General features: G+C 63.3%; 6 protein-coding genes. 3 read left to right on the top strand and 3 right to left on the bottom strand.

The genetic code is table 11. The features are described from left to right. Nucleotides 1-107: 107 nt before the first annotated feature. Both ACVZUB_RS04730 and ACVZUB_RS04725 read right to left on the bottom strand, forming a co-directional pair. Complete coding sequence (locus ACVZUB_RS04730; RefSeq protein ID WP_482628173.1) at nucleotides 108-16,817, bottom strand: amino acid adenylation domain-containing protein; 16,710 nt, start codon at nucleotides 16,815-16,817, stop codon at nucleotides 108-110. A gap of 85 nt (nucleotides 16,818-16,902) precedes the next feature. Continuing rightward, the gene (locus ACVZUB_RS04725) at nucleotides 16,903-17,487 is read right to left on the bottom strand and encodes a class I SAM-dependent methyltransferase (RefSeq protein ID WP_003945672.1); all 585 of its coding nucleotides are present in this window, start codon (nucleotides 17,485-17,487) and stop codon (nucleotides 16,903-16,905) included. 143 nt (nucleotides 17,488-17,630) lie between these two features. Between ACVZUB_RS04725 and ACVZUB_RS04720 the strand changes: the two genes are divergently transcribed. The 3 genes from ACVZUB_RS04720 to ACVZUB_RS04710 all read left to right on the top strand — a co-directional run bounded on the left by ACVZUB_RS04720 (nucleotide 17,631) and on the right by ACVZUB_RS04710 (nucleotide 20,652). Next, nucleotides 17,631-19,778 (top strand): MMPL family transporter, encoded by a 2,148-nt coding sequence (locus tag ACVZUB_RS04720; protein ID WP_218695522.1) that lies wholly within the window; start codon nucleotides 17,631-17,633, stop codon nucleotides 19,776-19,778. A gap of 103 nt (nucleotides 19,779-19,881) precedes the next feature. After that, nucleotides 19,882-20,292, top strand: coding sequence for a DUF302 domain-containing protein (locus ACVZUB_RS04715; protein ID WP_003945447.1), 411 nt, complete (start codon nucleotides 19,882-19,884; stop codon nucleotides 20,290-20,292). 90 nt (nucleotides 20,293-20,382) lie between these two features. Next, entirely contained in the window at nucleotides 20,383-20,652 is a 270-nt protein-coding gene (locus ACVZUB_RS04710) for a metal-sensitive transcriptional regulator (protein WP_007734349.1), read from the top strand. Nucleotides 20,653-20,711: 59 nt separating this feature from the next. Here ACVZUB_RS04710 and ACVZUB_RS04705 read toward each other — a convergent pair whose 3' ends face one another. Continuing rightward, nucleotides 20,712-21,515 (bottom strand): alpha/beta fold hydrolase, encoded by an 804-nt coding sequence (locus ACVZUB_RS04705; RefSeq protein WP_482628172.1) that lies wholly within the window; start codon nucleotides 21,513-21,515, stop codon nucleotides 20,712-20,714. Between the last annotated feature and the right edge of the window lie 106 nt (nucleotides 21,516-21,621).

Below are 21,621 nucleotides of genomic sequence, written 5' to 3'. Positions count from 1 at the left end.
AATCGATGTCCCGAAGTAAGTAGCAAAGGCTACCCTTAATGAGGTGAGGGTATCAACACTGTGAGCCCCCGTATAGCGGTCGACCCCACGGAGCGATGCGACGTATGTCATAGTTTTGCCCCCTCGCTCGCGTCATCCCCTTCGGCGGCGACTGCAGCCTCGATCACGTCGACCAATTGACCTGCCCATACGCGGACTGCACCCGCATCGACGCGGTCGGCACGGAACCCGAGAGTTGCAAAGACAGGCCCATCGCCCACCGGCTCGTAAAAACTCAACGTCACATCCGCATCGGGCACTCCCACCGGAATCGGTACGAGAGAACCGAAGTCGCCGAGCCCGTCCAAATCGGCCTGTTGATGATGGATCACCATCACCTGAGGCCTCATGGACGCCGGATTACCCAGCGCCTGCTCGACATACACATATGAGACGTCCTGATTGCTCAGCGCTTCCAGATTGTTTTCCCGGATGCGAGCCAGCAAGTCTGCAAACGTCGGACTACCGGACGTATCCGTGCGCAGGAGAACAACATTGAAGAACGATCCGATCATCGGTTCGAGACGGGGATCCGACCTGCCCGCAACCAATGAACCGATGGGAAGATCAGTACCCGCGCCGGCCTTCGTGAGAACGCTGGCCAGTGCGGCCTGCAGGACCATGAACATACTCGTGCCGGTGCGCGCAGCCAGGGCGTCGATTCCGGCGTGCAGACCCGCGTCGATGTCGACGGCGATCACGTCACCTCGAGGCTCCGAGTCACCTTCCGGCAACGGAAGATTCACACTGGTCGGTATTCCGTCGAGCGCATCCCGCCAATATGCAAGTTGCTTCGACGCACGGCTGTCGACGTCTCGGGGGTCTCCCAACAGCTCGTCCGACCACACGGTGTAATCGGCGTACGTCAATGCAAGCTCGTCCCAAACCGGTTGATCTCCCTGCGACCGGGCTGCATAAGCAGAGACCAGATCTCCCAACAGCGGCACTACTGACCACTCGTCGACGGCGATGTAGTGCATGACGAGAAGCAGTGTCCTAGAGCCGTCTTCACCGAGCACCAGATGAACCCGCAACGGTGATTCCTCACGCAGATCCATCGGAAGTTGAGCCAGTTCGAACACCACTCGACCCACATCGCCGGCGCCGACATCGACCACATCGACAGTCGGACGCACCGATTCTCTTGCCACGACGATGCCGTCGACCTCGACGAAGGTGGTTCGCAGGGGTTCGTGCCGCGAAGTGACATCGTCCAAGGCGTGCCCGAGAATCTCCGGATCGATCTTCGATTTCAGGGTCAGCGCCAGAGCGTGGCTTGCTTGCGGTTGCGCGCCGGACGCGCGGAACAACTCCCACTGACGACGTTGCGGCGCAGACAGACCCATCGTCTCGGGACGTTTCACCGCCGGCGCCAGGATCGGACGCCCACCTTCCGAACGCGCGACGACGGCCGCCAACTCCGCAACACTCGGCGCGTCGAATACGTCTCGAATACTGACGTCCACGCCGAACGCTTCCCGAATGCGACCGACCAGTTTCATCGAAGCCATCGAATGGCCGCCGAGTTCGAAGAAACTGTCGTGGACTCCGACACTCGGGAGTTGCAGGATTTCCGCGAATGCAGCCGCAACCGTGGACTCCACTGCCGTGCGAGGAGCAACATCACCCGCCAGCTCCGACCAGTCCGGAGTGGGCAACGACTTGCGGTCGAGCTTTCCGTTGGGCGTCAACGGCAGCGGACCGTCAAGGGCGACAACCATGGTCGGAACCATGTAGTCGGGCAACGACACTGCCGCGAGGTTCCGCACTGCCGTCGTGTCGACGACGACACCGGGTTCCGGTGACACGTAACCGACCAGGCGCGTGATTTCGCCCTGCCGATCCGCGACGACCGTTGCCTGCTTCACCGAAGGATGGGCACTGAGAGCTCCGATGATTTCGCCCAACTCGATTCGGAAACCGCGGATCTTGACCTGATCGTCGACGCGGCCGAGGAAGTCGATGTTCCCGTCAGTGCGCCACCGCGCGCGGTCCCCGGTGCGATACATGCGATCGCCCGCGGTGAAGGGATCGGCGATGAATCTCTGTGCCGTCAGATCGAATCGGCCCAGATAGCCTCTCGCCAGGCCGCGTCCCGCGATGTACAGCTCGCCGGATACTCCCGGCGGAACCGGACGGAGTTGATCGTCGAGCACGTACGCCTGTTCGTTGGGGTCAGGGATTCCGATGGGCACGGGACCGTTCCAACCGGGTTCCGCCTGCCACAGTGTGTTGTTCACCGTGGCTTCGGTGAGTCCGTACGCGGCAAGCAAATTCAGCCGCTCCGCCCATCGCCCGATCAGCTCCGGTGGCACCGTCTCGGTTCCGACCAACACGGTGCAGCCCTGCGGCACTTCACATCCTGCCGGCAGAGCGGCCAGCAACGAGGGAGGGATGATCGCGTGGGTGACACGATTGCTCGTCATGAAATCGGTCAGCGCCGGACCGGCAACTCGTGCATTCTGCGGCACGATCACCAGGGTGCTGCTCGTGCACAGTGCCATCGCCAGCTCGAATACCGCGACGTCGAAGCCGACCGAAGCGAACTGCATCACCACCGAACCCGATACCAGTCGCATCCGAACCTCGGCTGTGGCAACAAGACTCGGAATACCGTCATGGGAGAGGACGGCTCCCTTCGGCTTGCCGGTCGATCCCGAGGTGTAGATGACATAGGCAGCGTGGCTGACGCCAACTGGTGGCCGGGGAGTTTCGACGATCACTGCCTCGTCCAGTTCCGCACGGATCAGCGGATCGTCCAGGAGGATTCGCTCGACGCCGACCACATCCTCGATCCGCGAGCTTTCCTCCGCAGTGGACAGAAGTACCGAGGCGCGGGAATCGGTGAGCATGTATGTGATGCGCTCGCTCGGGTGACTCAAATCCAGGGGTAGATACGCGGCCCCCAGCTTGAGCACGGCGAGGACCGACGCGACCATTTCCACCGAGCGCGGGACGGCAAGCCCCACCACGTCTTCGACCGACACTCCGCGGCGATACAGCACGCCGGCGATCCGATCACACTGCTCGGAGAGTTCGCGGTACGTGGCCTGCCCCGCCTCGTCGCGCACCGCAATCGCCTCGGGCGTAGCAACGACTCCACGCGCGAAAGCGTCGTAGAACGTCTCTTCCGGCACGTCGACGGCGGTGTCGTTGAACGAGGTGACAACTTGCTCGAGTTCGCCTGGCAAGAAGATGTCGATATCACCGATCTCGATGTCGGCCGATTCCACGACGGCCGCGATCACCGATTCCAATCGGTTCGAAATTCGCTGTGCCGTTTCGCGATCGAAGAGGTCGCTGCCGTACTCGAGCCGGACGTCGATGCAGCCTTCGTCGCCGAGGTACTCGGTGACGTTGAACACCAGATCGAACTTGGCTGTGTACTCCTCGAGTTCGAACGAATCGCCGCCCATCTCCTCGCGGCTGTGATAGCCGACCATGACCTGGAACAGCGGATTACGTGCCAAAGTACGCGACGGATTGAGGCGCTCCACCACCGTTTCGAAGGGAACGTCGGCGTTGGCGAAGGCCTCGAGATCTCCCTCGCGAACGCGATCCACCAACTCCCGGAACGTCGGATTACCTGACGTATCCGTGCGCAGCACAATCGTATTGACGAAGAAGCCGACCAGTTCGTCGAGTCCATGCTCACTACGTCCGGCGACGGGAGCGCCGAGGGGAAGGTCCTCACCCGCTCCGAGCGCAGTCAGCAACGCCGCCGACGCCGCGTGCAGAACCATGAACATCGAACTCCGGCTCTCGCGCGCCAGATCTCGCAGTGCAGCAGTTGTCTCCACGCCCAACCGTGTCACCACTGCACCACCGGAGAAACTCGGTCTGGCCGGTCGACTCCGGTCGGCGGGAAGCAGCAGTTCTTCGGGGGCTCCGTCCAAACTCTTCGCCCAGAAGTCCAACTGCGTGCTCAGGATGCTCGACGGATCGTCGGCGCTGCCGAGTAATTCCCGTTGCCACAGGGTGTAGTCCGCGTACTGAACCGGTAGCGGTTCGAAAATTGGATCTTCGCCCTGGATCCGAGAGGAGTAGGCCGACATCAGATCGCGCAGGAATGGCCGATCGGACCATTCGTCCGTAGTGATGTGATGCAGGACGATCACGACCACTACGGCACCGTCCACCTCGGCACCGTCCACCCGGATCAGACGTGCGCGGATCGGAATCTCGTCAGACAGGTCGAACGGACGACCCACTGCCACGGCAATTTCACCGGCGACACCGGATTCGTCTCGATGAACTGTCTCGACCGGAATCGTCGCCGATTCGAGAATTATCTGCTCCGGCGATCCGTCCACCAACCGGAACACCGTACGCAGGGATTCGTGTCGTTCCACGACGTCGCCGAGCGCCGCGGCGAAGACGTCCGCGTCCAGTGCGCCGTCCAAACGGAGCACGATCGGGAAATTGTAGGCCGCGGAGTTCTCCTCCATCTGTCCGATCAGCCACAATCGCTGTTGAGCGGCAGAAAGAGGAAGGTGGTCCGGCCGCGGCTTCGCTACCAGTACCGGTCGCGTCGCTCCCTGCTCGGCCACAATACGTTCCGCAAGTTCCGCCACCGTCGGCGCTTCGAAGAGATCACGCATGGTCAGACTGTTCGGAATGGCGATCCGAGCTCGACTGATCAGCTTGGTGGCCAGAAGCGAGTGCCCACCGAGGTCGAAGAAGTTGTCGTCGACCCCGATATCGCCCACATCGAGTACGTCGGAGAAGAGGTCGCAGAGGACCTCTTCCGTGTGGTTACGCGGTGCGATCGACTCCCCACTCCGCTCCCCCAGCACCGAATCAGCGGTGGGCAGTGCCTTGACGTCGAGCTTGCCGTTCACGGTCATCGGTAGCGTCTCCACCTCGATCACCACGGCCGGAACCATGTAGTCGGGTAGGAGAACTCGCGCCTGCGCGCGGTAGTCGTGCCCGGCGCCGAGTCGCACGGGCGTCACGTAGCCGACGAGCCTCTTGACTCCACCTGCCCCGACGTCGACCACCACTGCCGCTTGCCGCACATGTTCGTCGGATTCGAGAACGGAGACGATTTCGCTCGGTTCGATGCGGTGACCTCTGATCTTCACCTGATCGTCGGTGCGGCCGAGGAAGTCCAGGTTGCCGTCACCGCGTCGCCGCACGAGATCCCCGGTGCGGTACATACGTCCACCGGTCCCAGCCGGATCTGCGACGAAGCGCTCGGACGTGAGCGCGAAGCGTCCGAGGTAGCCGCGAGCCAAACCGGCTCCGGCAATGTACAGTTCGCCGGCAACTCCATCGGGGACCGGACGCAGCCAGCCGTCGAGAATATGCGCGGCGGTGTTCCAGATCGGTTTGCCGACGGTCGGGGTGTCGCTGTCGAACGTTCCGCCACCGAGCGTGTTGATCGTGTATTCCGTCGGACCGTAGAGGTTGTAGCCCACGGTTCCCTCGGTGTCGCGCAGCCTGTTCCACACCGAATCCGGAACGGCTTCACCGCCGAGCAGGACCAACGGCGGGCGGTGGTGTCCCACACCGTCGTCGAGAAGCCCGCTGTCGATCAGGTGCGTCGCGTAGGTCGGTGTCACGTTGACGACGTCGATGTCCAGTGCGTCGCAGTATGCAACGAGCGCCTCGGCATCACGACGCAGATCTTCGTCGCAAATGTGCACCTCGTGGCCTTCCACGAGCCACAGAAGTTCCTCCCACGACATGTCGAAGGCGAAGGACACGGTGTGCGCGATCCGCAGGCGCCGGCCCGCCGCGGCGATCACGGGTTCGAAAATCGCCTCGCGGTGGTTGAACTGCATGTTCGTCAAGCCGCGGTAACCGGTGACCACGCCCTTGGGCTTGCCGGTCGAACCGGAGGTGTAGATGACGTACGCGGGGTGGTCGAGTCGATGCGGTGCCCCCGGGGCGAATGCTCCGAGTTCCGACGCGGAGAGTGCCCGCGCCGAGATCGTCAGTCTCCTTGCTGCTGTATCGGGTTCGTCGATCACGATAGTGCGGACGTCCGCACCTTCGAACCTCGGTGAGGCCGAAACGGTTGTCAGCAACACGACAGGATCCGCGTCGTCGATCATCACGGCCAACCGTTCGGCCGGATGGTCGAGTTCGAGGGGTAGGTAGGCAGCACCCGTGCGCAATACCGCGAAGAGCGCGACGACCATGTCCACCGAACGTGGTAGGCCAAGAGCGACAATCTTTTCCGGGCCGGCGCCGTAATTGATCAGCAACCGCGCCATCCGGTTGATCTCGCCGTCGAGATCGGCGTAGGTCATCCGGCGCTTCCCGAACACGAGTGCCGTGTCGTTCGGTTGCGCCGACGCGACTTCTTCGAACAGGTCGGCAATGGTGCGCTCCGGCAACTCCCGGATCTGCGTCTGCTGCGCTACTGCGGGAACCGGAGACGCAACAACCGATCCCGTCATGTCCTGCGACCAACTCTGCAGCAGGTCGACGAAGTGACCCAGTAGGTCCTCGGCCCGGCGCGCGGTCACCAGATGCGGATGAAATTCGAACTTGACGTTGACGGTGGCACCCGGTGTGACCACGACGGTCAGCGGATAGTGCGTGTGATCGATACTGTCGCTTCCACTCACGTCGTGAGCGGCGTTGAGCGCGTGGACTTGCTTCTCGTCCACGAAGTTCTGCAGGACCATCAGCACGTCGAAGAGTTGACGATGCTCGGAAACACGCTGGATCGATGCCAAACCGAGGTAGTCGAACGGCATCAGCGAAAGTCGATCCGCCTGTGTCCGACGAAGAAGTTCCTCGACGCTCTCGTTCGGATCCAGTTGCAGCCGAACGGGAACGGTGTTGAGGAACATGCCCACCACGGTGTCGATTCCCGGTACCTCCGGCGGCCTTCCGGCAACCGTGGAGCCGAAGACGACGTCCTGTCGACCGGTGGCCGACGCCAGCACGAGGGCCAGCGCTGCATTCAGTACCGTGTTGAACGTGACGCCGGACGCGGCAGCGCGCTCACGCAACGCACGCGAAAGCGTTTCCGACAGAACCGCATCGCGGCGATCCGGAAGCTGAACTTCGACGCCGGGCATCGGCTCGGCAACAAGCGTCGGCTCCTCGAGTCCTGCGAGCGCTCCGCGCCACCCCTCGTCGGCGGCTGCACCGTCGCGATCGGCCAACCAAGCGAGGTATGTCTCGAACGACCCCTCGGGTTCGCCGAATGCGCTGTCGTCGCCGCCGGTATCGTAAAGCGCCAGAAGCTGACTGACGACAAGGCCGTTGGACCAGCCGTCCCACAGCAGGAACTGCCTGTTGATCACCAGACGATCCTGGCCGCCAGGCAGATGCAGCACACTCATACGCCACAGCGGCGGCGCGGTCAGGTCGAATGGCGTCACTCGGTCTTGGGCGGCGACGGCCTCGGCACGCTCACGAGCAACCGAGTCGTCGAGTTCACGGAGATCGTGGACGACGACCGGAACATCGAGTCCAGCGCTGAAGAACTGCACCGGCTCGTTCAGCCCTTCGCTCACGAAACCCGCTCGCAACGTGGGATTTCGTCGTTGAAGTGTCCGGGCGGCCGCAGCCAACCTGTCGACATCGAGGGTGTGCCCGAAGTCCATCGAGAACTGTGCCGTGTAGATGTCCCCACCACTGCTGCTGTCGCTGCTGCCCGCGTAGCCGGCTTGGAAGTACAGGCCTTCCTGCAACGGTGAGAGTGGGAGGATGCTGCTGACACCTGCCGGACTCGCATCGGCTATCGCGTCGATCTCGGTCTGACTCAGGTCGAGCAACGTCACATCGGACGGGGTCAGAATGGGAGGCCCGGCGTGACGCGCGGCCGCAGCCGCCAGATCGCCGAGGGCCGAAACCCAGCCGTCGGAGAGTGACTGCGCGTCCTCCTCGGACAAATCTTCACTTGCCCAGGCAAACTCGGCGCGGAGCCCCGAATCCACGCTGACGACATTCACGATCAGTCGGTACGGGCCTCCCATGTCTGCGTCGGGATCGGTGGACAAGGCTTCGGATTCCGCTGCCAAGGACCATGCTGTCGATCCAGCTGTCGTCGTACGTCCGAGATAGTTGAACAGGATCTGAGATTCGGCGCGCCCCGCCAATGTCGATGCCGTGCGGGCATTCACGTATCGCAGCATCCCGTAGCCGATACCGCCGTCCGGAGCCGCCCGCAGGCTCTCCTTCACCTCGCGTAGCGTGTCCACCGGGTCGATTCCGCCGTGCAGTCGCATCGGGGCAATCGTGGTGAACCAGCCGACTGTTCGCGACAGATCGATGCCCGCCACCAACTCCTCCCGGCCGTGTCTTTCCAGATCGACCAGCAATTCGTGCTCACTGCGGCCGGTGGAGCGGCGCCAGCGATCGACGGACATCGTCAGCGCTGCCAACAGAACATCCGTTCCCTCGGCACCCACCATTGCCGCAACCGATCCAAGTGCTGCCTCGGAGATTGCTCCGTCCACCGTGACCGTGCGCCTCGAGCCTCCGGATACGACGGCATCGCCCGCGGCGTCGGGGATCAACTGCGCGCCCGGAGCGGTCACGGTCAGCCAGTGATCGAGTTCGGCGAATCGATGAGCACTGTATGCGTGTTCGGCCACCGTACGGGAGAAGGTACGGAGCGAAGTTCCGACGGCATCCAGTGCGGCGGGCTCTCCGGCTTCGACTGCCACCCAGGCCATCGCGAGATCCTCGAGCACGGTTCCCCAGGAAACCCCGTCCACGACCAGGTGGTGCGCGACTATCGCGAGTCTGCCCAGACTCTTAGCGCCGCAATCGAACCAGACCACCGAGACCATCCGCCCTGCAGACGGATCCAATCGACTGGTCGCAGTTTCAGAGTGCTCAGTGACGAGTCTTCGCAACTCGGAGTCATCCAGTCCCCGAGCATCAACGCGTTCGACCAGGTTCGCTGCCCGGACACTACCGGGTTCCTCGATCCGCGCCGACCACATCCCGCGGTCATGTCGGATCAAGGTTTGGCGAAGTCCGTCGTGGTGATCGAGCACGGCCTGCAATGCGCCGGTGATCGAACCGAGAGATGTTGCCGGAGAGTGGATCAGAACTGCCTGGTTGAAGCGGTCGGTACCACCCGTCCATTCGGACAAGCGGTGAACCACCGGCAGCGGAACCAGCTCACCCACGCCGATGTCGGCCGTGACGGTGGCATCCGAGGTGGCGACATCACCCACCGCTGCAGCGATCGCAGCGGGAGTGCGCAATTCGAAGATCTGACGCGGGGTCAGCACTACCGAATCACGACGAGCCAGGTTGACCAGTCGGATCGCCAGGATACTGTCGCCGCCGAGAGTGAAGAAATCGTCGCGCACCCCGACACGGGGCAGTCCGAGAACCGTCGCGAAATGCCCGGCGAGGAGGTCTGCAACGCCCGAGGAAACCACTCCCGTCAAGTCGCCCACCTGTGCCGCAAAATCCGGTGCAGGTAGTGCTTTTCGGTCGAGCTTGCCACTCGGGCTCAGCGGCAGCGACTCGAGCCGCACGAAGGCACTTGGCACCATGAACTCCGGTAGCACTGACAACAACTGAGCTCGAACCGCAACATCATCAGCATCTCCGACCAGGTAGGCGACCACCTGTGCGCGGTTGCTCGGACCGTCGGTTCGGACGATCACGGCACTTGCCGTGACTCCGGGGCACAGCGCCAATTGCGCTTCGATTTCGCCGAGTTCGATTCGGAATCCACGAACCTTCACCTGCTCGTCGGCACGGCCGAGGTACTCGAGAACGCCGTCGGCATTCCACCGCACGATGTCACCGGTCCGGTACATCCGCGAGCCGCCGTCGCTGTACGGATTCGCCACGAATCGTTCGGAGGTCAATCCCCCACGTCCGTGGTAACCACGCGCCAGTTGTGGCCCTGCCAGATAGAGCTCACCGGTGGCACCGGCCGGGACGTTCTGCAGGTAGGGATCGAGAACCAACAGGCCGGTGTTGGCGGCAGGTGCGCCGATCGGGACGCTGACGGCGTCTGCCGGAGTTTCCTGCACCGACGGCTGCCAACTGACGTCGACGGCGGCCTCGGTGGGGCCGTAGAGGTTGTCCACCAGAGTATTCGGCAGGATCTCGGAGACCTTGCGTGCAACGTGAACGGGCAGTGCCTCACCGCTGCAGTTGACGATCTCGAGCGAAGAGCACAGTGCTGCTTTCGGCTCCGCGAGAAACACGTCGAGCATCGACGGAACAAAATGCACTCGGGTCACGGAATGTTCGACGATGACGTCGGCCAGATAGCCAGGGTCCTTGTGCCCGTCCGGCTCGGCCATCACGAGAGTTGCCCCCACCAGGAACGGCCAGAAGAATTCGGGAACGGAGACGTCGAAGCTCGACGGGGTCTTCTGCAGCATCCGGTCGGAGACGTCCATCGGACGTATCTTCTGTGCCCAGAGCAATCGGTTGACCACACCCTCGTGATTGACCACAACGCCTTTGGGGCGACCGGTCGAACCCGAAGTGTAGATCATGTACGCGGCATCCGCGGGCGATCCTGGGACACTCAGCGGATCGGCGGGGAACTGCGCCGACTCCGATACCGTCACCCGCGGAACCGAACCCGAATCGAGTGAAGAGTCTTCCGACACCACGACGCACACAGGATCGGCGTCACCCAGCATGTACGTCAGCCGCTCCGCCGGGTAGCCGGTGTCGAGGGGAACGTATGCTCCCCCGGCCTTTCCGATGCCGAGTATCGCGACCACCAGATCAAGAGAGCGAGGCAAGGCAACCGCTACCAACGATTCGCGTCCGACGCCACGTTCGCGCAGCAGATGCGCAAAACGATCAGCGCGAGAGTGAAGTTCGGCGTAGGTCAACGACTCTTCACGGAAGATCACTGCGGTGGCTTCGGGCGAACGCCCGGCTTGATCCTTCAGCAGCTCGGTCAGCGTTGCGCGCGGCCGATCCAAGGCCGTGCCGACGCTCCCCGGCTGTGCGGGTGCCAGCGCGATCCGGCCGATGACCTGATCGAGATCGCGCGAGAGCTCGGTGAGTACGACTGCGAGAGTTTCGGCCAGCGACGCAGCGGCATCGCCGTCCACCTGAGCAGCGTCGTACTTGAGCTCCAACGCCAATCGATCGCCGGGGACGACGATCAGGGTCAGCGGGTAGGCCGGTCGCTCGTCGAATCGAATTCCCGTCAGTCGCACCGAGTTCGTCCGATCAGCGATTGCCGTGTCACCGAGTGGATAGTTCTCGAACACGACGAGTGATTCGAAGTCCTGCTCCAGTCCGCCGGTCCGTCGCAGTTCGGGTAACCCCAGGTACTGATGGTCGAGTAGTTCCGATTGTTCCCTCTGCCAACGGGAAAGCGCTTGCGCGGCTGTCTCTGCCGGATCGAACCGCAACCGAGCCGGCACGGTGTTGATGAACAAGCCCACCATGGACTCGATGCCGGGCAGGTCTCCACCGCGTCCCGATACGGTCGATCCGAACAGCACGTCTGTTCGGCCGGTCATTCGGCCGAGCACCAGCCCCCAGGCGCCGTGCACGAGCGTACTCAGCGTCAGGCCATGGGAGCGTCCGTTGATCGCCAGTGCGCGAGTATCACTGTCGGACAGCTCGACTCGGGTGGCACAGACGCCGCTGCTGCCCGCGCTCGGCGCGGGAAGTTCGACCGCGGGCCCGGGAGAGTTCAGCGCTTCCCTCCACACCGCTGCCGAGGCCTCGTGATCGTGGCGGGCCAACCATTCGAGATAGCTGCGGTACGGCGCCGGACTCGGGAGCACCACGCCGGAGTCGCCAACGCTGTACGACGCCATCAACTCTCGCAGCATCACCGGAACCGACCATCCGTCTGCGACCGCATGGTGAATCGACTGCAGCAGAAGGTACTTCTCCGAAGAGGCACGGACAAGCGTGTAACGGACGAGCGGCGGTTGCGCCAGGTCGAACCCGCGCGCGCGGTCGGCGGAAAGCAGTTCATCGACATCGGCGCCGGCCACCTCGACTACCGCCATCTCCACGACAGCGCTCGGGTGCACCACCTGCACGACCCGGCCGTCACCCAGGACCGAGAATCCGGTGCGCAGCGCCTCATGCCGATCGACGACGGATTGCAGCGCGCGGCGCAACGCCGCACTGTCCACGGCTCCGGTCAGTTCCACAACCTGTTGCACGACATACTGATCCGCCCCCGGATCGGCAAACGCCGAATGGAAGTAGATCCCTTCCTGCAGCGGAGTGAGTGGGAGAATCTCTTCAGCCTTCGGCAACCCGTCCACATCTGCCTGAGCGAGCGCCACCAGAGGGTAGTCCGAGGGTGTGGCTCCGCCGAAGGCTGCGAGCCCGGACACGGCCTCGAGCGAGTCCAGCCACAGCCGCGCAAACCTGTCGATGTCGCTACGCAGGAAGATGTTCGACGCCCAGGTCAGGGTGGCTCGCAGTCGTGGTCCACCGGCGGCGTCCTCGGCTACGACGTCGACAGACAACGCGTGTCCCAGCGGCATGGACGGATCGGCAGCACCGTCCATCGACACCGGGAACCAGTCCCCCTCCGCTGCGGCAGTACGTCCCAGGTAGTTGAGCACCACCTCCGGCGCTGCGACGCTACCCAACTGATCCGAGCTGCCCAGGTATCGCAATGCTCCGTACCCGAAGCCGGCGTTGGGGACGCGTCGAAGTTGCTCCTTGACGCTCTTGAGAACCCCCGCCAACTCGCCGCTCGCGTCGAGATCCGGAGCGGCTGTACCGATCTCGAGCGCCACCGGGAACACTGTGGTGAACCATCCGACGGTACGAGTCAGGTCGACGTGCGCAGCGCCGTCACCGCGAACGATGTCCTCGTCGCGTCCGTGCCCCTCCAGGTCGATCGTCACCGATCCGGCACCGCTCCAACGGGTCAGCGCCACGGCAAGTGCGGTGACCAGCACTTCGCTCACATCGGCTCCGAACGCCCGTGGGACACTGCCCAACAGCTGATCTGCAAGTTCTGGAGGTAGGGTGATCGACCGCGCTGCAACGGTGCGCGCGAGGTCAACTGCCGGGTCGAGTGCCCGACGGCCGAGAGATGCCCGTTGTGCGGACGTCACCGAGTCCCAGAACTCGATTTCCGAGTCCAGTCGCCCGGCTCCGACCGCATCCGAGACGAGTTCGGCGTACCTTCGCACCGACGTGCCGACCGGAGCGAGTGCGGGTTCGTCGCCATTCATCGCTGCGATGCCGGCGCGCGCGAGGTCCTCGAGGATGATGCGCCACGAGACGCCGTCGACCACCGCGTGGTGGATGACAAGCAACAGCCGTCCGGGACCGGTCACAGGGCGGAACAGAACAGCGCTGACCATCGTGCCGTCGGCCGGATTCAGACGGCCGACAGCTCGCTCGGTCTCGGCGACGATCAACGGTCCGCATTCTTCGAGCGGTGCCGGTAGTGCACGGGTCTCGAAGACCACAGCCACTTCGTTAGTCTCCGGGACGAGCAGTCTTCCTTCGGGCGTCAACGTCGCACGAAGTGCATCGTGGCGCGCCACCAGGGCGTCGAGCGCCGCCTGGACATGCTCGGACGTCAAGGCTGACGGGGTCTGAATCAGCGCACGCTGGTGGAAGGTTCGTACTGCGTCCGACACTCCGAGAACCCTGGCGGCAATCGGCGTCGTGGCTACGTGGCCGATCGGTTGGTCCGCGTGGTCGACGATCTCAGCCACTCGGGAGGACTGGGCACGCGCCATAGCCTCGGCGGTGCGCAGTTGGAACACCTCGCGAGGACTGATCGACAAACCGGCAGCACGAGCCGCGGTCACGAGTGCGATCGCGACGATGCTGTCGCCGCCCAGTGCAAAGAAGTCGTCGGTAACGCCGACCGAATCGAGGCCGACTGCCGACGCGATCAACGTGCAGAACTGTTGTTCGACTTCGTTTCTCGCAGCGACATGTGCACTCAGTTCGGCGAGATCGGGCTCGGGTAGCGCGCGACGGTCGAGTTTGCCGTTTGCCGTGAGCGGAAACTTGTCGAGGACGGTGACGGTGGTCGGGACCATGTAGTCGGGCAGCTTGCTCGCAGCCCACTCGCGAAGCTCACGTGAGTCGATCGCGAGGTTCGTCCCCGACGCTGCGCTCACGTAGGCGGCGAGATACTTTGCACCTGTTGGTGCTTGGCGCACCAGAACTGCCACGTGACGCACTGCGGGGTGCGAAATCACGGCGGCTTCGACATCCTCGAGTTCCAGGCGCATGCCACGGATCTTCACCTGATTGTCCGTGCGTCCGAGGAAGTCGAGGGTGCCGTCCGGGGCCCATCGGGCCAAGTCACCGGTGCGGTACATCCGGGATCCGGCCAGATCACCTGAGACGAAGGGATCCGCGACAAAGCGAGATGCGGTCAGCGCCGACGCGCCGACGTATCCGCGTCCCAGCAGGAAGCCCGCGGCGTAGAGTTCGCCGCCGGTGCCGATCGGAACCGGCTGCAGGTCGCCGTCCAACACGTACAGGCGAGTGTTGGGGTTCGGCCGCCCGATGGAGGTCGCGATTCGTTCCGCGTCCTCTCGGTAGATCACATGGGAGACACCGATGGTCGCTTCGGCCGGGCCGTAGCCGTGATACAGCGTCGTGGACAGTTGGGCACGGAACCGGTCGAAGAGTTCAGGCGTGAGAACCTCACCGCCGCACCACACGTGCTTCAACGAATCGAGCTGATCGGTCTCGTTCGCCAGGTCCAGCAGTATGTCGAGCATGGACGAGACCAGGTAGACGAAGGTGACCGATTCTCCGGCGATCAGGTCGAGCAGGTATTGCGGGTCGCGTTCCCCCTCGGGCTTCGCGATCACCAATCGACCGCCGGAGACGAGCGGGAGCAGGATCTCGTTGATCGAGATATCGAACGAGAGTGGGGCTTTGAACAAGGAGGCATCGCCGGACCCGAACCCGAGAATCCGCTCCCGTTGCCACAGCAACCTTGCGCAGATTGCCTCGTGGCGGATCATGGCGCCCTTCGGACGTCCGGTCGAACCGGACGTGAAGATGACGTATGCGAGTTGGGCACCGTGAATACGAATGTCGGAGGTCATTGTCTCGGACAGGTCCGAGGGCCCGTCCTCGTACGCCCACGCGGAGAGATCGACCGGAACGGAGTCGTCTACACCGTCCGAGGTGAGCACCAGTGTGGCACCGGCATCGGTGAGTACCGATTCGCGGCGCTCTGCGGGCCATGACGGATCCAGCGGAACGAAGGCACCGCCGACGCACATGACGGCCAACAACCCCACCACCATCTCGGCGGATCTCGGAAGGCCGATCGCCACAACGGTTTCGGTCGCGACACCGCGAGAGATCAAGTGCGCGGCGAGCTGTGATACCCGACTTTCGAGTTCGCCGTAGGTCAGCCGGATATCGCCGTCGACCACGGCGACGGCGCCCCGATCGGCAGAGAAGCTGCTGCGCAACAAATCCGGCACCGTCGTCACGGGCTGCGGCTCTGCGGTGTCGTTCCACCCGTGGAGCACGAGTTCTCTCTCCGCGAGCGACATGGGGTCGAGTGCCGAGATCGGAAGCTGCGGCTCGGCTACGAATCGATCGAGGAACTGTTCGATTCTGGCGGTGTGATCGGCCAACTCCCTGTCGAATCCGGCCGGGGCGCGGACGTCGATCTCGATCGGTTCCCCGTCCTGACCACCGCGCACACTCAGATCCAGGTCACTGACTCGACCGGTTACCGAATTACGCACGCGCACCGGGCATCCGCCGAAGGTGAGTGTGTGTTCGAACATCATCGAGTTGATGCCGGGGCCGAAGACCTGACGGTCGGGATCGATCGCCCGAATGTCGCGAGCGAGATCCTCACCTCGGTACCGCCCGTGCTTGAGAATCGAGACCAGGGCGGTGTCGAGACGAGTTGCCAACTGGCCGATGGTTTCCGAGCGTTCTACCCGAATACTCAGCGGCAAAATCGTCGACGCCATCGAAGGAGTGCGACGCATGTCGCGCCCCACCCGAGCGGCCATCGGTACCGAGACGACAACGTCGTGCTTTCCGGTGGTTCGTGCGATGTACGCGATCAGCGCGGCCATGGGCAGGCGAGTTCGTCGAATCCCGGCGTCGGCCGCATAGCGGTAGAGCTGTGCCGGGCGATCAGCGTCGAGCGTGAGTATCGCTGAGATCGGCGGCAGCGAATCATCCACCTGCCCATGCAGAATCCGCGTCGCTTCCGGTCCCGATTCAACGCGTTCGACCCAGTACTGACGGTCGGTCTGGAATCGCGGAGAGTTCCGGTAATCCAGATCGGCTGCAACCACGGCGTCGAGTGACCACCGCGGCGCGGCAGTCCCGAGATTCGGATCGTCGTATCGCTCGGCGACGTCGGCGACGATGAGCGAGATGCCGTACCCGTCGATCACGCTGTGGTGATAGCGCTGATACCAGATGACTCGGTCGTCAGCGGTCAGCAGAAGCACCTGGCGGAACAGCAGATCGTCCGGACCGAAGACCCGAGCCATGTCGGTGTCCATCCACGACTGCGCAGTCGAATCGGGATCCGCCTCGGCCCGAAGGTCGAGAATTTCCACGTCCCAGCGCGCATCCGGAATCGGCACCTGGATCAGCTGGTTGTCGGCATCGACCTCGAAGTGCACGAACAGCGCTTCGACGCGTCCGACGCTGGCCTCGATCGCCGCTGCCGCGCGCTCGACGTCGATCGTGCCGTCGACCTCGACGACAAGTCCGATGTTGTAGACCGGACTGCTCGGATCGACGTTCTGAGCAACCCACACCTCACGCTGAGCGGCCGTCGCCGGGAGCGCTGCGTCCAGATCGGCACCGCCCGATACCGCCGGGTGAGCTACCTGAGAGTGGTCAGACATCAAGAATCCGATCATCGTCGTTCATGCTCATCGAACGACGAACACCCTCGCAAGTTTAGGGTAGGCTACCCAGGAACGTGAAGGTGCGCTACCGCCCTGGTCAGACCTGTTCCCACGGACCGAATTCGAGCAAAACGTCAATTGCTGTCTTACCGTCTTGCGGCCGAACGACATGTTCGAGGGCATAGACCCTCGATCCCTCCGCAGCGCGAGCGAGATCGGAAATACCGGGCAGAATGGTCGGTTCGGGTGGACCGCCCACACCACGATGGAAGTTCTCGATGGAATGCCCCAAATAGAGGACCCGTCCGCCGGGCGTCAGCCACTCCCCGACGCGCTTCAAGGTTGCGGCCAGATGGTCGACCTCGAGGTGAAGAAAGCTGACCAACACCAGGTCGACCAGCCCTTCCGGCTGCCACTCGGTCGCGTCGCCGACCTGCCAGTCGACAGCCTTGTCCCCGTCACTCGCCCGTGCCAGATCGATCGCCACCGACGAGTAGTCGACCGCAGTCACCGACCAACCTTGCCCAGCCATCCACCGCGCGTGACGGCCGTCGCCGCAGGCCAGATCGATCGCGGTGCCCGGTCTCAGATCGGAAATTCTTGTTGCGACGGTTCCCGCCGGGTCGACTCCCCATGGCTCCGTCACCGCTCGGTATCGCTCGTCCCAGTCGCGTGCGTCCATGATTGCTCTCCCATATCCGTTTCACCGTTTCAGATCGGACGGTGCCCCCAGCAGCATAGAGAACCCTCGAATGTGACAGATCGATACCCCTGGGGGTATACAGGTGACGGACAGGAATACCCCCACCCGTATCAGGAGTGAAGATGTCAGCGACCAGAACAGTCACCGCGGACCCACCCACCCGAGCCGACGGCATACTTGCGCGTCTCGGTCGATCGATGGCGACTCACACCCGCCTCGTCGTCGGCGTCTGGTTGATCGCGTTGATCGCACTCGGCGCCGCAGCACCCAGCGTCTTCACCTCCCTGGCCGGCGCGGGTTGGCAGACAAACGGATCCGAATCCGTGCAAGTTCGCGAGTTGGCCGAGCAGCATTTCGGTGGAAATTCCTCCGCCGCAGTACAAGTGGTCGTTCACTCGGATTCTCTACCCATCACGGATCCGTCGATGCAGCAAACCCTGGCCGCGGCAACGGAAATCTTTTCCGCGGACCCTCGCTTCGGCGAAGTGATCGCCCCGCAGCCCGGTATGACCATCAGCCCGGACGGACATACCGGCATCATGGTCGCGGGCGCCAACGCGAGTACCGACGAGATGGTCAGCGCGGTAGACGAACTCGGCAAGAAGCTCACGGGCTTGTCCACCGACACGATCGAGGTGTACCCGACGGGTGCGTCGGCGTTGTGGAGCGATTTCAACAAGGCCAATCACGAAGCCATGATCAAAGCCGAAATGATGTCGTGGCCCGTCACTCTCGCGATCATGGTGTTGGCCTTCGGCTCCCTGGTTGCCGCGGGTCTACCACTACTGCTGACGCTTGCGGGCCTGGTCGCTTCGGCGGGCGGGCTTGTAATCCTCAACGAGATCACGCCGATTTCCGTGTGGGCCATGAACTTCGCGATGATGTTCGCTCTCGCGCTGGGCATCGACTACGCACTCTTCCTCGTCGCCAGGTTCCGGGATGCATTGCGAGCCGATCCGGATCCAAGGGCCGCCGTGGCTCAAACCATGGACACCGCCGGCAAGGCTGTGGTCCTTTCCGGCCTCACAGTTCTGGTCAGTTTGTCTGCGGTTCTCATCGTTCCAGCCCCGGCCGTACGCACGATGGCTGTCGGAATCATGCTCGCTGTGATCTTCGTTCTCGCCGCAACACTCACCCTGTTGCCTGCCGTGCTCGGCAGGATCGGCGCGAAGGTCAACGGCGGTTCTCTACCGTATGCAAAGCGCCAGCAGCACCGCTCCCCAATGTTCGCAGGTTGGGCATCATTGCTGCACAAGCACCCGTGGCCATTCGGCTTCGGCGCCTTACTCATCCTGATCGCACTCGTTGTTCCGGTCTTCGGACTGAAGGTGGCAATGCCCTCCATCGCCGTGGTTCCCGAGGACGCCCCGGTTCGCCAGGGCTATGAACTGGTGCAGCAGCAATTCGGGGACGGCGCCCCGGGGATGTTGCAGATCGTCACGTCCGCCGACGATGCAGCCGACACCTCACGTATTGCCATGAGCGTTGACGGCGTGGCCATGGTCACCCCAGCGCAACAAGCTGCCGACGGGTCCGATCTTGTTATGCTGCAAGCAGTTCCCACCGTCGACCCGTCAGATCCTGCGATGGAAACCATCCTTGCCGACCTTCGGTCGCAACTGCCGGAATCGGCGCTCGTCGGCGGCGCTCCGGCCGAAAATCTCGACCTTCAGCAGGCACTCGACGACTACCTTCCCATCGTCGTGGTCGTGATTCTGACGCTCGGATTCCTGTTGCTGCTGATCGCCCTCCAGGCGCCTTTGATCGCCTTGATCGGCACGCTGGTCAGCCTGCTGTCCACTGGGGCCGCATTCGGAATCGCGAAGCTGATCTTCCAGGACGGTCACGGAGCAGGCCTACTCGGCTTCACCCCCCAGGGTTTCCTCAACGGGTGGGGTCCGGTCTTCTTCTTCGCCATGATCTTTGCGATCGCGATGGACTACACCGTGTTCCTGCTTTCGAGTGCCAAGGAGCACTACGAACGCACAGGCGACCCCGCGATCGCACACATGGACGGCCTCGCGCATTCAGGTCGGGTCATTGCGGCGGCAGCAGCGGTGATGGTTGCGGTCTTCTTCACTTTTGCGCTCGCAGATCCCTTGCCACCCAAGGAAATGGGCATCATTCTCGGCGTAGCTGTCCTCCTGGACGCAGTGCTCGTCCGCTTGGTGCTGCTGCCCGTTCTCCTACGCCTCACCGGCCGGGCAGCCTGGTGGGCGCCGGCATGGCTGCGTCGCGTCCTGCCGAACATCAGCTTCTCGCATGGCTGATCGTGTACCCGACATCACTGTCCTACTGATACCCCCAGGGGTATGATGGGGACAAGAGAAATCAAAGCCGGCGACAGTGACAGCCCACGACAAGGAGTGCGCAATGACAACACCCACAGAACCGATAGCGATCGCAACCAAGGTCACCGGAACCTTCGACGACGTCGTCACCCGCACGCGTGGCGCTCTCGCCGAGCAGGGCTTCGGCATCCTGACCGAGATCGACATGCAGGCAACACTCAAGGCGAAGCTGGACGAGGACATGGAAAAGTACCTGATCCTGGGTGCCTGTAACCCGCCGTTGGCCCATCGGGCAGTTTCGGTGGATCGTCAGATCGGCCTCCTGCTGCCGTGCAACGTCGTCGTCCGCGAAGATACGACTACCGAGAATTCGTTCTTCGTCGAAGCGATGAACCCTGCTCTCATGGTTCAGGTTTCCGGCGAACCCGGCCTCGAGTCCGTGGCAGCCGACGCAGCCGTCAAGTTGCGCGCGGCCGTCGACTCGCTGATCTGACACCGCAGTCGGATCAAACACTGAATCAAGCAGTGACATGCCCCCAGGGGTACCCTTGACCGCAGCACGAACACTCGAGAAGGGGCCACCATGACCGGCGACGAAGAGAGCATTGCGCTCGTATTGAACAGACTGCGTCGTGCCCACGGCCAACTTGCCGGGGTCATCTCGATGATCGAGAACGGCCGCGACTGCAAGGACGTCGTCACGCAACTCGCCGCCGTGTCCAAGGCGCTGGACCGAGCAGGGTTCAAGATCGTCGCTTCCGGGCTGCGTGAATGCCTGAGCGGTGACAGCGCGGAAGGTCAGGAACCGATGACCGAGGCCGAACTCGAGAAGCTGTTCCTGGCACTGGCCTGAAACATGAGAAGGGCCTGACCTGCAGTTAGCAGGTCAGGCCCTTTCTCGCGTGCGGAAAACTACTTCGCCAGGAAGTCGATCAGCACCTTGTTCACGGCCTCCGGACGCTCGAGGTAGCCGTAGTGCCCGGCGTCGGGAATCTCTTCGTACGACGCCGTCGCGATGCAGTCCGCCACCTCGCGGGAGAGGTAGGGCGGGATCATGCGGTCGTCGGCGAAAGCGACGGACAGGCACGGGCGCATGATCGACTTGTACGCACCCCGTCGATCGAAGGCGCGGTCCATACCGAGCTGTGCGCGAACACCCGGTGACGTTGCGCCGCCGGTGAACTCGAAGATATCCATCCAGTCGCGCGCCGAGTGATCGTCTGCCAGCGTGGCCGGCGAAAGGTTCATCACCGCGGTCACTGCGGCACGGTACTTGGCCGGCAGAGCGACGCCACTGTCGAACAACTGGCGCTCGCCCTCGGTCAGGACCTGCTGGAAATGATCCATCCGGGCGTGGCCGGCGAGGAACACTGCTTTGCGAACCAGATCGGGCCTGTCGAGCGTCAGTTCCTGCGCCACCCGGGCGCCCATCGAGGTGCCGATGACATGGGCCGGACCGCCACCGAGGTGCTCGATCAGTCCGGCGGTGTCTGCGACCATGTCGGGCATCGTGATGCCGCCGAGGCTCTCGCCGGACGGTGCGATTCCGCGGTTGTCGAAGGTGCAGACTCGGTAGCCGGCGGCCACCAGCGCCGGGGTCTGGTGCAGATCCCAGACGCGGCCGGGGCTGCCGGTCCCCATGATGAGCACCACCAGATCTCCATCACCCTTGACCTGGTAATTGATGGGGATTCCGTTGATTGTGGCGACCGTCATGTCAGCCTTCCTCCTCGTACGTGTGATCAACAATTTTGGTTGGATAGCCTAAGCTGATGGGCGGTCGTGTGACCGCAACCCCAGCCCATGCTCGTCCAGGAGGACC

The organism is Rhodococcus sp. OS5, from assembly GCF_056837585.1.
The sequence above is the reverse complement of the archived record's forward strand: the minus strand, read 5'-3'. Positions and strand labels throughout refer to the sequence as shown.

Coding starts and splice junctions, on each gene's coding strand:
- ACVZUB_RS04705 (WP_482628172.1), bottom strand. CDS start 21,515: ATGACGGTCGCCACAATCAACGGAATCCCCATCAATTACCAGGTCAAG.
- ACVZUB_RS04715 (WP_003945447.1), top strand. CDS start 19,882: ATGACAACACCCACAGAACCGATAGCGATCGCAACCAAGGTCACCGGA.
- ACVZUB_RS04720 (WP_218695522.1), top strand. CDS start 17,631: ATGTCAGCGACCAGAACAGTCACCGCGGACCCACCCACCCGAGCCGAC.
- ACVZUB_RS04710 (WP_007734349.1), top strand. CDS start 20,383: ATGACCGGCGACGAAGAGAGCATTGCGCTCGTATTGAACAGACTGCGT.
- ACVZUB_RS04730 (WP_482628173.1), bottom strand. CDS start 16,817: ATGATCGGATTCTTGATGTCTGACCACTCTCAGGTAGCTCACCCGGCG.
- ACVZUB_RS04725 (WP_003945672.1), bottom strand. CDS start 17,487: ATGGACGCACGCGACTGGGACGAGCGATACCGAGCGGTGACGGAGCCA.